The sequence below is a fragment of the Bartonella sp. CR127HXZ genome (assembly GCF_042194555.1).
Taxonomy (GTDB): Bacteria; Pseudomonadota; Alphaproteobacteria; order Rhizobiales; family Rhizobiaceae; genus Bartonella; species Bartonella grahamii.
This window is the reverse complement of sequence record NZ_JBHIMZ010000001.1, coordinates 15,629-27,672: the sequence shown is the minus strand read 5'-3', so window position 1 is coordinate 27,672 and position 12,044 is coordinate 15,629. Positions and strand designations below refer to the sequence as shown.

Annotated in this window: 13 protein-coding genes and 1 tRNA gene; 1 reads left to right on the top strand and 13 read right to left on the bottom strand. The window is 38.6% G+C overall.

From position 1 onward, the window contains the following. Positions 1-285 precede the first annotated feature (285 nt). From ACFIKY_RS00130 to ACFIKY_RS00070, 13 genes are all read right to left on the bottom strand, one after another. On the bottom strand, positions 286-414 hold the full coding sequence (locus tag ACFIKY_RS00130) for a DUF2924 domain-containing protein (protein WP_081429731.1): 129 nt from the start codon (positions 412-414) through the stop codon (positions 286-288). 750 nt (positions 415-1,164) lie between these two features. Further along, positions 1,165-1,320, bottom strand: a complete 156-nt coding sequence (locus ACFIKY_RS00125) for a hypothetical protein (RefSeq protein WP_155914960.1) — start codon at positions 1,318-1,320, stop codon at positions 1,165-1,167. Positions 1,321-1,755: 435 nt separating this feature from the next. After that, positions 1,756-2,259, bottom strand: coding sequence for a hypothetical protein (locus tag ACFIKY_RS00120; protein WP_375661263.1), 504 nt, complete (start codon positions 2,257-2,259; stop codon positions 1,756-1,758). 1 nt (position 2,260) lies between these two features. Beyond that, positions 2,261-2,659, bottom strand: coding sequence for a hypothetical protein (locus ACFIKY_RS00115; protein WP_375652821.1), 399 nt, complete (start codon positions 2,657-2,659; stop codon positions 2,261-2,263). Positions 2,660-2,805: 146 nt separating this feature from the next. Then, complete coding sequence (locus ACFIKY_RS00110) at positions 2,806-3,603, bottom strand: beta-hydroxyacyl-ACP dehydratase (protein WP_375635813.1); 798 nt, start codon at positions 3,601-3,603, stop codon at positions 2,806-2,808. 28 nt (positions 3,604-3,631) lie between these two features. Then, the gene (locus ACFIKY_RS00105; RefSeq protein WP_375661262.1) at positions 3,632-3,895 is read right to left on the bottom strand and encodes a hypothetical protein; all 264 of its coding nucleotides are present in this window, start codon (positions 3,893-3,895) and stop codon (positions 3,632-3,634) included. 321 nt (positions 3,896-4,216) lie between these two features. Further along, a complete protein-coding gene (locus ACFIKY_RS00100) occupies positions 4,217-5,131 on the bottom strand; it encodes a hypothetical protein (protein ID WP_375647176.1) in 915 nt (304 codons plus the stop codon). A 2-nt stretch (positions 5,132-5,133) separates the two neighbouring features. Further along, positions 5,134-6,021: a hypothetical protein gene (locus ACFIKY_RS00095; RefSeq protein ID WP_375661261.1), complete on the bottom strand. Its 888-nt coding sequence runs from the start codon at positions 6,019-6,021 to the stop codon at positions 5,134-5,136. Continuing rightward, positions 6,014-6,847 carry a hypothetical protein gene (locus ACFIKY_RS00090; protein ID WP_375661260.1) on the bottom strand — a complete coding sequence of 278 codons (834 nt, stop codon included), beginning with the start codon at positions 6,845-6,847 and terminating at the stop codon, positions 6,014-6,016. The genes ACFIKY_RS00095 and ACFIKY_RS00090 overlap by 8 nt, the downstream gene beginning before the upstream one ends. Before the next feature lie 291 nt (positions 6,848-7,138). Beyond that, positions 7,139-8,050 (bottom strand): hypothetical protein, encoded by a 912-nt coding sequence (locus tag ACFIKY_RS00085; protein WP_375652819.1) that lies wholly within the window; start codon positions 8,048-8,050, stop codon positions 7,139-7,141. 88 nt (positions 8,051-8,138) lie between these two features. Then, on the bottom strand, positions 8,139-8,453 hold the full coding sequence (locus ACFIKY_RS00080; protein ID WP_375661259.1) for a hypothetical protein: 315 nt from the start codon (positions 8,451-8,453) through the stop codon (positions 8,139-8,141). 549 nt (positions 8,454-9,002) lie between these two features. After that, a tRNA-His gene (locus tag ACFIKY_RS00075) sits at positions 9,003-9,079 on the bottom strand. Positions 9,080-9,217: 138 nt separating this feature from the next. Continuing rightward, entirely contained in the window at positions 9,218-10,300 is a 1,083-nt protein-coding gene (locus ACFIKY_RS00070) for a quinone-dependent dihydroorotate dehydrogenase (protein ID WP_375635820.1), read from the bottom strand. Between the two features lie 1,332 nt (positions 10,301-11,632). Here ACFIKY_RS00070 and mscL point away from each other — a divergent pair. Beyond that, on the top strand, positions 11,633-12,040 hold the full coding sequence (gene mscL, locus ACFIKY_RS00065; RefSeq protein ID WP_026500234.1) for a large conductance mechanosensitive channel protein MscL: 408 nt from the start codon (positions 11,633-11,635) through the stop codon (positions 12,038-12,040). Positions 12,041-12,044 lie beyond the last annotated feature (4 nt).

The window sequence follows — 12,044 nt, the reverse complement described above, 5'->3', positions numbered from 1 at the left end:
TCATGTGCAAACCATGCTTTTATAATCTGCCATAGGAATGTATTAATCTCTTGCACTCGCTCCTTAAATATATTGCGGCATGATTTTTACATTATCAGCAACGTTGGTATTAATTGCCAACCTTCATGACAATAAGCTTTAACAAAGCTTTCGCCTGCTTCTTTTTGTCGTCCAGTGAGCTAAACTCTTGCTCTAAGCCTTCTTCGGTGAATTTACGTCTATATATAGCACCGCGTATTGATTTTATCGCTTGTTTAAGCACCTTTCTTGTCCCCTGTCATCCTCTCATCCACGCCTTAAAAGGACAAAAAATAAATAGCCATTCCAATTGATGTCGGTAATATGCTTGGCAATAGCTTTCAAGCTTTTGTAAATCTTTCCCTCATATTGATAGCCTTTTGGCACCACAAGCACATGATGCGTTTAGCCTAAATAATCGTCACTGAAATAAGTGTGCCATAAGCTTTGGACTCCTGCATTGACGTATACTTTACAGTGGCTATTTCTTGCTCTAATTGCTTACAACTCATTGTCTAATCCTCTCAACACATGAATGTTCTATTTCCTCGATTAGTCAGAAATAGTGTGTGTTCACAAAGTTAGACCAAAATGCAATTATGTCGAAAAATAACCAACGCTCAGCGCAAAAAAACAATTTATTCTTTTGCATTGGATAGCTCAACCCCCTCCACGCTTAGAACCAATAAACCTAAGCTTATTGATCACGTTTTTCTGTATACCTCAATCGATCAAACACAATTTAAATAAACTCCTCAATAATGACGGTATCTGCTAACTATACGCCTAAGCTTGTTACTGCTATAAGTCTACCGCGCACCCAAAACGAGAAATTTATATCCTATTGAAAAAAATAATAAATTTAGAAGATCCCTTCTTAAACGAAGTCTCGACTAAATAAGATGGTTTGGGCATTTTTAGCAAAAAGAGAAAAAAATTCACTGTCTCAAGGAACTTGAGCTACGTTATCGATCATATGCAAAAAAGGCTGAGAAGTGCAGATTTCTTAAAGAAACAAAAGAAATGAGAATAGTTTTATAAAGGAAAACGGTACTGCACGCGATACATCGGTGCTAACGTTCTCTTTAAAAACACACAGATAATTACAACCAGCTTCAAAAAACAGCCTTACCAATGAAGTACTCGCTAGAGGGTTGCATGCACAACACAATAATGACACACTGATTCCCACAAGCGTGCTTCACATATTGTACGCATAGCCTGTACAGAGTCTACCGCTCCTAAATACTCAAACGTAATGCTACTGGATCGTACAGTGACTGCAGTTGCATCCTTAAACATCGGTTCCTACCCCATATCATAATGCTTGACAAAAGCATCATGCCATCATAGCAACCGCTTTGCGTATGGGTTCCACAACATAGTTCTACAAATTGTTGACGGCATTGCCAAGCTAACAGTTTTCTTGCCCACCTACGCCAATGAGACCATCACTATCCTCTTTTTGAATCGTAAAACAAAATGATTTCCCATGAGCGATAAACCATCTGCTCAAAGTTCAGCTAGCTCAAACTCATAGCATTCTAAACCTTTAGGCTCGCTCTTCCCCCAAGGGGGCATAGTCAGATATATCACTTCCCTCACCTATTCACGCGCTGGGATAAAAAAATCTGAAACTACGAGGCAACGCTGCATTTGTATGCAGCGTTGTTGTTAGGAATAAGCTTCTATTGAGATAGTTCTAATGGGAAGCACCCACAGCTAATGGTATAGGGATTAATTTGAATTCTTTCGAAATGCTATATATAAATTTAATGTGCTGCCCCAAAACACACCACCAGTGAACCCACTTAAAAGACCAAAAAGAAGGTTAAAATCAAATGCATATCTCAAATCAGGTTCAATCTTGAGAAAAGCAATCAATGTGAATTTGATGACAAAAGCGATAAGAATAAATGTCAGCGTCAACCGCGTACCAGGCAGAATAATTAAATCCGTTCCCTCTTTGATTTTTAAACGCGGAGTGGCATGCCAGAGCAACCAGCCAACGCCAACGCCGATCATCAGCCCCGCCAACATTGAGATTGCTCCCCAGCGCGGGAACACCAGCTGGTTAATCACATCGCTTGCGCCCAAAAAAAGAAAGATTATCGGCAATAGAAAAAGGCGGTAAACCTTCATTTCCCTATCTTTCAATGCGATTATTCCCCTCGCGATGAGAAAAATAAGTAAAATCCAGGCCCATAAAGGGGTTCCAGTCAGAATGTTAAACAATGACATATTATGCTCCATGATGTTTGACGCGATAAAAATATTGTATGATGTTAGGAAGATATTTAGAAAAAAGAATACCAACACAAATTAAACTCATAGTGACCAACCAAATCTGGGGGGTCCATGCAAAAAAAGCCACTAGAAGACCATTGGCAAAAAAGATGATTACCCAAATCCATGTAATATATTTATTGATGAGATAAAAGAGGATATGTTTGCGTTTTTCTTCAGAAACACCAGCAGGAGCATAAAAAATGGTAAAGGGTTTCTTTACCAGCAAGCTCATCAATGAAACCAGAGCAAGTGACAGATAGCAAAAAACTGTGGGGTATTTCAGTAAAAGTGTAGACCATCCAGCGAAATAATTAACAAACAGGACAATAAATGTCAGAATGTTCGTAATCATCACGGGTTCTCCCTGTCGGATAATTTTAATATTCAGAGCAATAATGAACAATAAAAGCACAGTCAAGATGAGAGAGCGTTCGACCAGAGTTAAAACGTTTCCATTGATAACCCAGGAGTAAATACTCCACGGAAGAAAAGAGATTATTATGTTAAACATGGCGCATCCTCCTTTTTATATTTGATAGAAAACTTACCGCAAGTGCTTCGTTTTTTAGTTTCCGTATGAATATAAAAAACGCCACCCAGTTCACACTTTGTATCCTGTTTAATGGTCAACTGATAGGTATCTCTCGGATAAACTGCTTCAATGAACTTTACTTTTTTCAGCGCAACAGATGCGATATTTTTCGCCCTACCCTGCGTGGACAAAGCCAGAACCATCTCAATCAATAGTGAACCAGGACATACGGCGCGGGAGGGGAAATGTTCCTCAAAAAGCGGGTGATGCGCATTAAAGGAAAAAGTACAAGAATCTCCGGTTACGGAGGAAATCTTACATAAATCGCCTAGTAATGGAAGAGCGGCTTTCTCAGAACACGAGCTAAGGAAGCAGACCTTACTGACCATGATGATTGCCTGCGCAATAACGGCCCTGCCATTGCCGTATGGGCTGACCTTACAGTGAATACGGTAGGCCTCATTAATGCGTTCAATATGTCCTTCAACGCGCAACCGATCGCTATCAAAATGGGCGGTAGAGAAAAACTGTTCAACCATAACAGGGAGATAGCGATAAGTAAGATCCGAGTTTTTAGCCACCACGGTGGCGAATCGAACTGAAAACTGATGCAAGGCTTCGAGTAACAAGCCCTGTTTCAAATAGTTATGGGCTAAATCCCAGTGAGAAATATCGATTTGCCCGCAAGCACGCATCGGTGCGGTTAAAGTGATACTCTGACATATACCCAAGAAATTTGGCTCGGTGCGATGCTTCATAGCCATGATTGGGGGACCTTTTTATATTTTTCTCTTAAATCCTTTGATGATAAACCGAAGGAATGGCACTAAACCGCGCTTGATAGTGCGCGAGAAGTATCGGCATATGACAAACGAAAAAAGCCAACAATCCCAGCTCAGAAGCAGCCCCATGTTTGCTCATGATGCTTGCAATTAGAAAATCGACATTGGGTTGCAGTCCTGTATTGTCCAAAATAGATCGCGCAAGCGAACTGAAGGGGCGCATAGGCACCTGAAAGCGTGAAAAAAAGAAATCAACCCGGACATCCCGTTGCATAATCGGGTGACCAAACCTTGGCCAGGGTTTGTCTTTGCAATAATGCGTTACCGCCGCCTCAAGATTCCCATCTTCAATCTCATGGAGGATAATAGAAAGGAGAACACTAGAAAGTTACATGATAGCATATTTGCAAACTCCCATATGCGCGTGGCCAGTGGCACACCCTCCCCCCAATTAGTACAGAAATGACGTCGCTCTTGGTACTGGACGCGTTACGTCGGTGCTAACCTTCTCTATTTTTTTGCAGAACAGAAAGCGCGTATCAGGCTCTCTAGCCATACTTAGAGTACGCAAAGTTATTCATCACTCTACAACACTTTAAGCGCGCAATTTTATGTTTTGTATTAAAGGATTTTTGCTTTCAAAATATACGAACAACATCACACAAAGTAGAATAAACAAGCTGCCCCCAACATTAAACCAAACCTTCTCTGTAACCAGCACTGTTGCACCGAAACAGTTAACAATAGCGTGGACAAAAAAAGGCGCACACGCATAAAATTTAGAGCGCGTAACAACACCACGATACGCCAAGCATGTATTGAAAATATGCATGAGTATGACGCTCATTAAAGCACACAAAAAAATACTCGCTTGCGTCCAGGAATAAAAAATTACATACTCATTGGCTAATAAGCTAGATCGAATAGGCCAACCATTATAAACAAGGAAAGGCCCTAGCGCCTTATGAACTAATTCGCATAAACCCCAGCCTATGCCAATATTCAGCGGCAAACGCCACAAAAAACTAGGCGAGCACCGATAAAACTTAGTAACTAACCAACGACGCATAGCTTCTTCTGCTACAACAAAAAAAACCGTAAATGTTAAAAATAAAAAAACAAGCGCCAGCCCCTGCTCTGCACGACTCTTGGTTTCAACAATACTCATCATATAAAGCGTTTTTATTACAGATTGCTTCCAAAAAGCAATAAACCCGCCAGCAATGCAGCTAGCAACAAACCATCCCACAGCACCAGCGACAACCAATTTGAACTTCAGAAAATGATGAAACACACATAGAAGAAAAACAACGCCAAGCACTTGCAGTAAACGTAAGGCATCAAGTTTATGTTCTGTTTCCGAGTAACGCCATACTAACAGAACAATCACCCCAAAAACTATGCCGCTCAACAGCACATTTATCCAACTAAATGTAGAGCGAAAAAAATTATAAATGACAGCGCCATAAATAAGGCCTGCGAGAAGCGAAGTAATAAATAAAACCAACATTATTATGCCCCCTCATTTACTAAAGCGTAACTGCTATTTTTCTTCATGGATAATCTGTCTTGCACAAAATCATAAATTTGCCGCATAAGAGCAAACATAAGAATAGTAGCGATTGTATAATGCCCAATTGCAAGAAGTTCTGGCTCAGCGGCCCGCCATGAAAAGCGCGCCCAAGCCGCCAAGCATTGTAAAAGCAGGATAAGAACAAAAAAACGCCATTTCTTGTCAAGGCAAACCACAAGAATTAAAAAAGTTGATAAAAGATTCAGACCTATAATAAACGTATAATATATTACCGTCTCAAGTAAAGAAAGTAAGGCGTCCCTATCAAGACTAAAAGCCCCTTTTAGGATTTTCACAGCTTCTGGTAGAGATGTAAGCAGTGCAAGCCCTATAGCAGCCCCCCAAATCCCCATTCCCACGCCCAGTGCTGCCTCTACACCATTGCCATTATCTTCTGCCACCCAATGAGAGAGCAAAAAAAACTGCATAATCGCCATGCCTATAGGGAATAGACCAACAGCAAAAACAATATTAGGCGTACTATAAGCAGAAAAATCTAAAATCAAACTGCCTATCATACGCATAAAGCCGTATAGAAAAAAAATCAAAAGCACATAACAACCAGCGCTTGACCCAATAATCGCCTTCGTGCCTTTAAACGTTTTAACCAAAGAGAGTAACCAGCGGTACCCCAATATAAGCGAAAGCGCCAAAACATAATAAGGAAAATAACTCGTAGCGCCATAAACATAAAGAAAAACAAGACACAAAACAACGAGCAAGAAAACCAAATGTTCAACCAATGTTTTTTTCTTCATCAAAGGAAAAATAATCAGCACCAGACAAAAAACGGCGCCGATAACAGATAATGTCAATTTGTCAAGCATTATTGCAAGCCTCAAAAATAGAATTTATTAATATTGCATAGCCTGAAGAAATGTCAAACATAAACAAAAGACCAACCGCAAAATGAATTACAAAAGGCAGATAGGAATAGACCTTGCGCTTATCTTGGAAACCAAGATACATAAAACGCGTATTTACAACATGCATCAATACAATCATGCCCGCGGCAATAAGATAGCTGATCGCTTGTGGACAAGATTCAAATGCGACATAGCCCACCATTTGTGGCGCCCTATCAACACGGTAATTCAAGTAAAGAAAAAGAGCTGGGAGGGTCTTATAGCATAAGTCTAGAACACCCCAGCCCAGCCCAAAATAAAGGATCTCACGCGCAGCTAATTCTGACTTATATACGCGAAGCAACCACAAACGCAAAAGCTCCGCAGTTAAAACTGATATCAAAAGGATAAAAAAGGGATAGTTTGCAGCAACCAAACTCATGTAATGCACCACCTGCTGCTGGCTATTATTAGCAGCAGACAAAGCAGGCAATGGCAACAAAGAGCTCAAATATACAAAACCTGCCCCAATACACAAGGCAGCAACTGCACCACAGAATCCAAGAACTAAATATTTATATAAGTAGTGCTCGTACAGAATTAAAAGCATGCCAAGATAACATACCAAAAGCAAAGATAAGTCTGTAAGCCCACTTTCACTATGTGGATAAGCGAAGATGATAGCGCAGGAAAGGCCAGCTAGCCCCCCTAAAATGACGCGCTCGCCCAACAAGCCATTGTTTTTAAGGAGACGAGGGCTGGAACTTATCCCAAAACTAAGCAGCATTCCAAAAATTAAGTCAGACATATAATTTCCTTAAAGCGCCTTGCCCTCCCAAGCATACCAAGATATTATTGCGGGAGAAAAACTCCCTGCTAAGAGGCTGATAGTGTACCCCTTAGCAAGGCCTTTACCTTGTTAAAAAAGCCAGGTCAAACAACAATTTCACCACTTAGAGCGAGCACAATCCCAACCAGCTTTAGCAATACCCGCGGCTGCGCCACGGGACCCCGCCTACTATTGCTCCAGAAACTGCCCCTCCTGGGTTGGCTGCTCTAGGCTTTAGGATAACCCAAAGAACTATAGCCTCCTGTCTTCTCACTCAGTTTTCTTTTTAAACGGGTTAATCACGCTAAGCTTCACATTCTTTGATTTAATGTAACGCGCGTACACATAAACAACAAACATCAAACAAATCCAATTTCTAACCATTCTATAGTCATCATCTGTATGAACAAACGCTACATAATAAGAAACAAAGAGGCTAAAAAACAGCTCTGCAAGAACATCAAGGACCAACCAATAATATTTCTTTGTAGTAACAAAGAGAACCATCAAAAATGTCAAAAAAACTTGGCCCGTTAGAATAGCAAAACCAAACACCGCATAATCAAACATTTTTTTCACTGCCTCCCTGTTTGCAAAACCTATCTGTTGATAGATTTCTCGAAGGTCTGATAAAAGCAGTGATGACACAAAAAAGATGCCTATGGCAAACCCACAGCCAATACAAATGCTTAAATCTAGCACTGACATAGATTTTTCCTTCAAAGCTTTAGCAATTAGGACATAGCGAGCCCCCCCTATCATCAACGGAATAATGAAAAGCAGATAAATATAGCTCGAAAGCTGCAGATCAAAAAAATCTAACAGAACGTCATCACTCATAACAATAAAACCAGCTGCGATGAAAAAAATGGGGCAACTTGCGATAATGGCCAAACTAAAGCATTTTATATTGTTTACTATATTGGGTATAAATTCAATGCAAAAAGAAAGAAAGAACATAATTATAGCAACATGAGAAGATGTTATCGGCACACTGACTATATACTCAAAATACTCAAAGGCATAAATGAGAGGAGGAATAACCAATGCCGCCACTATGAATGCAACTATGTTCTCCCTGCCTAACATGCTTTTTCCATTAATAGCAATAGTTTTGAGGAATAGATACAACATGCCAAACCACAGACAAAAATAAACGAGCACTATACTAAACTCGCCCATAGCTCCTCCTGTGTAATATTCTAAACATAAAGGTGGCACCTTTTACAGTACCACCATTCTAGGCTTTAGGATAACCCAAAGAACTACATCAAAAGTGCATCAACATCCCACCACCTGAATTAGCAAAAGATTGACCCAACAACTGTGTGCCACACTGGGCAGCAGCCACACCATAACCAGCATAACCGCCTATGGTGTCTCCGAATTCATTGCCTACAGCTTGCCCAAAGCTTGCTACGGCCATGCCAGTCATAGGATTACGCCCCGCTGCCCATCCTAGGAAAAAACCACTCGCAAGGCCAACCTTACCACCATGCTTGCTACCAAACGCACTACCAGAGTTATATTTGCTACTAAAATTATCGGCACTGCAATAATCGTACGAACTACTTGAAAATCTCATTTATTTTCTCCAATTTAGTGTATAGATACCCCCCCCAAGGTTACTTATGTCCCCGCGCCAGAATGGCCTACCCATAATCAACCACCGAAACACCCCTGGAGATATGAATGCATTTTCATGCAAGTTCGCATTTATAATATATAGTTGACAAAATCAAGAGTATTGTGTCAAAAATATGTCATATTTTAGTAAATTTATGCTTACTTACTTATTTTATGTGTTTAAACTTAATGGTTTATATTATGAGCAATAATAATGAAAGTCGAATAAGATTCTCTTAGTTTACAAAATATACTAAAAGTATATAAATATACTGATAGAGATATTTATTGTTGCAATTGCAATCAGAATTATAGATTTAGTTAACCCGTTTATATTTCAAGCGATTATTGATCGTATCATTCCGTTTTGGGCAAAATTTGAGGAAAATCATCCGCGCAAGGTCTCTGCTCCGTGACGGCTCACACGCAAAAAAGCCCGCCAAGCACGGCTTTTAACCGCCTCACAAAACGCCAAAAATAAGAATTAGAAAAGTTGTAACAAGATAAATGGTACGGTTGGTGGGATTTGAACCTACGACCTCTGGTGCCACAAACCAGCGCTCTAACCAACTGAGCTACAACCGCATAAAAAGAAAATGTATCATAACTGTTCACGATTTCGTAAACATTTATTCTTATGCTTATGTGACATAAGGAAAATCAACAAAGTTTGCAAGCCCCTTTAAAAAAATCTCGCAATTTTTTGTGAAGAAAAAAGCGTTTTTACAAAGGAAATTTTGCCCAACGCTCAAGACTGTGATCACGATAGCCTTTTATGTTATCAACACCGTCTTGTTGCATCATCTGCAAAATCTCTTGCAGAATAGTTATAGCAAGATTTGGACCTTCATAAACCATCCCACTATATAATTGAATTAAATCTGCACCAGCTTTTACTTTTTCCAAAGCGGTTTGTGCGTCCTTTACACCGCCAACACCAATAATTGCAATCTCCTTCCCTAATTTTTGACGCATTTTTGCAAGCACAATAGTAGAACGCTCAAAAAGTGGACGTCCAGAAAGCCCCCCCTCTTCATTACTGAGGTGACTATTGCTAAGACCTTGGCGTGAAAGAGTTGTATTGGAAACAATCAGTCCATCAAAATCAGAAAGTTTTATTTCTTCTGCAATATCATCCAATTCTTTCTCTGATAAATCTGGAGCAATTTTTAAAAAAATGGGAATGGAAAATCCATGCTTTTTCTCTTGCTCCTTTCGCGCTTGCGAAACTGCACTCAACAAAAGATGCAAACTGTCACGGGACTGTAAATCACGTAAACCTGGTGTATTAGGAGAAGAAATATTAACCGTAAAATAATCAGCAACATCATAAAAATGAGCAATACCAACAGTATAATCATCAATCTTATCGACCGTATCCTTATTAGCTCCAATGTTAACTCCTACAACACCAGTTTTTTTACACGCGCGCAATCTGTTGTAAACAACTTGATGTCCGTCATTATTAAAGCCCATTCTATTAATAATCGCTTCATCTTCTTTTAAACGAAAAAGCCGTGGTTTAGGATTTCCAATCTGAGGCTTTGGTGTCACTGTCCCAATTTCAGTAAAACCAAATCCTAAACGAAAAATACCATCCACAACCTCTGCATTTTTATCAAACCCCGCTGCGAGACCAATAAAATTTTCAAACTCAAGCCCAGCAACAGTTACACACAAACGTTTATCGATAACCTTTTGACAGCCATTTAATCCACTTTTCAGCCCGAGAATCGCTAAACAGTGTGCTTGCTCTGGATCCAACATAAATAAGGCAGAACGGCCAATACAACGAAACAAACTCATCAATCCTTCTCCACAACATAAAAATAATCCATCGCACCTCACCTATATCTTTTAACACAAAAGATCACCAATCAAAGAGAGCATATTATCCAAATAATATTCCCCTTCTAGAAGAAAATTTATCACATAATAGCCATACATGTTTATATTGATGTATACTGTGTAAAAAAATTTTATTCTTAAAAAACGTTTTTCTTTTTCGACATTTTTCAAAGATTAAAACGTGAATCCTAATCTTATAAAATGCAGCATGAATTGAAACATCAATGGCTCTTCACTATAGCCATGGTTTTGTGACATCTCATGCAGACAAGCTCATAATTCTCTTAAAAATGCACGCAAATTATCCCTATTCCAAAAGTTCCTTTGTGTAATATTGTTTCCAATAGAAACAGAGCTTGCTCTATAAAGCTATTTTTTCCTAGCATTTATAGAATACATGGTTCATAAAATTATCTAAATTCATACTATTGTTGCGCTATTTATTAGCAACAGGATATTCAATCATTTGTACTCTATTGATAAATTTTTGAAGAAACTGCATTGTTTGCTTTGCCATTTCTGATGCGCTAAATACAATTTTGCATCTATAAGTGCTCTGTCTAAAATATAGTTTAAGTAATGACAGTTGATCATTGAACTCCCACCTATCATACCAACGATTTCCAAACCAAAATGATCTTGCAAACCCTAGAGCTCTGCTATTTATAAACTAATACAATCTTCCAGTAGATGAAATGTGTTTCTTCCATCAGAATTATCGCCATTTTAGCTCATGCACCCCAGTAAAAATAGCTTTTAGATAAGCCATAATGCCCTCCTCCTAATTGCTATTATCGCTTACTGAATTAAGAGGAATTAAATTATAAGTTTTCTCCTGCCTCATCTATCTATTTCTTCCATCAGTGCTGAAATATATTTTTTATTTCCAAATTCTCTTTTTATAACAATACGTTATACCAATATATGCACTTCATCTGAGAAGCGTCCTGATAGCTCAACTTTCAACCCTGCTCATTTTGTGGTATTCTGTAAAAATCTTTCTTTTTAATGTTATCATAAAAATCTTGAGGCAATTATATAAATTAAGCTACGGTTTTCTACTTTCTGTTGAAAAAAGCATATATAGTTTTTATCAAAAAAGCTTTTTTCTCAGAAATGTTCTATGTACATTCAAATAGAGCCCTAATGCTCTTTATTAAGCCTTATAAAGTTCTTTGAAAATAATATTAATATTGTAATATAATCCTAAAAATAAAATCTGCCCTTTCCTTTTTCATCAAAAGCGGTAAGTAAATTACCGTATATCGCTTACATAAAGGGGAAAACGCAATGCTGAAAGAATTCAAAGAATTTGCCCTAAAAGGTAATATGATTGATCTTGCTATCGGTGTGATTATAGGGGGCGCTTTTGGTAGCTTGGTCAACTCAATTGTCAATGATATTTTTATGCCAATCATTGGACTGATTACAGGTGGAATTGATTTTTCTAATATGTTTATTCAACTTGCTGGCGAAAAACAAGCAACATTGAGTGCCGCCAAAGCAGCTGGAGCAACCATTAGCTATGGACACTTTATTACTTTACTTATCAATTTTCTCATTATTGCTTGGGTTCTTTTTTTATTCGTTAAAGCTATGAATAAAATCCGTAGAAAAGAAGAAGAAAGCCCCAAAAAAACGTCTTCAGAAGAACAACTTTTAACAGAAATTAGAGATCTTTTGGCTAAGAAAAAATAATTTT

Excerpts from the sequence above, each read along its gene's own strand:
- ACFIKY_RS00125 (WP_155914960.1), bottom strand. The coding sequence starts at position 1,320 with ATGTTTAAGGATGCAACTGCAGTCACTGTACGATCCAGTAGCATTACG.
- ACFIKY_RS00120 (WP_375661263.1), bottom strand. The coding sequence starts at position 2,259 with ATGTCATTGTTTAACATTCTGACTGGAACCCCTTTATGGGCCTGGATT.
- ACFIKY_RS00115 (WP_375652821.1), bottom strand. The coding sequence starts at position 2,659 with ATGATTACGAACATTCTGACATTTATTGTCCTGTTTGTTAATTATTTC.
- ACFIKY_RS00110 (WP_375635813.1), bottom strand. The coding sequence starts at position 3,603 with ATGGCTATGAAGCATCGCACCGAGCCAAATTTCTTGGGTATATGTCAG.
- ACFIKY_RS00105 (WP_375661262.1), bottom strand. The coding sequence starts at position 3,895 with ATGCAACGGGATGTCCGGGTTGATTTCTTTTTTTCACGCTTTCAGGTG.
- ACFIKY_RS00100 (WP_375647176.1), bottom strand. The coding sequence starts at position 5,131 with ATGTTGGTTTTATTTATTACTTCGCTTCTCGCAGGCCTTATTTATGGC.
- ACFIKY_RS00095 (WP_375661261.1), bottom strand. The coding sequence starts at position 6,021 with ATGCTTGACAAATTGACATTATCTGTTATCGGCGCCGTTTTTTGTCTG.
- ACFIKY_RS00090 (WP_375661260.1), bottom strand. The coding sequence starts at position 6,847 with ATGTCTGACTTAATTTTTGGAATGCTGCTTAGTTTTGGGATAAGTTCC.
- ACFIKY_RS00085 (WP_375652819.1), bottom strand. The coding sequence starts at position 8,050 with ATGGGCGAGTTTAGTATAGTGCTCGTTTATTTTTGTCTGTGGTTTGGC.
- ACFIKY_RS00080 (WP_375661259.1), bottom strand. The coding sequence starts at position 8,453 with ATGAGATTTTCAAGTAGTTCGTACGATTATTGCAGTGCCGATAATTTT.
- ACFIKY_RS00070 (WP_375635820.1), bottom strand. The coding sequence starts at position 10,300 with ATGAGTTTGTTTCGTTGTATTGGCCGTTCTGCCTTATTTATGTTGGAT.
- mscL (WP_026500234.1), top strand. The coding sequence starts at position 11,633 with ATGCTGAAAGAATTCAAAGAATTTGCCCTAAAAGGTAATATGATTGAT.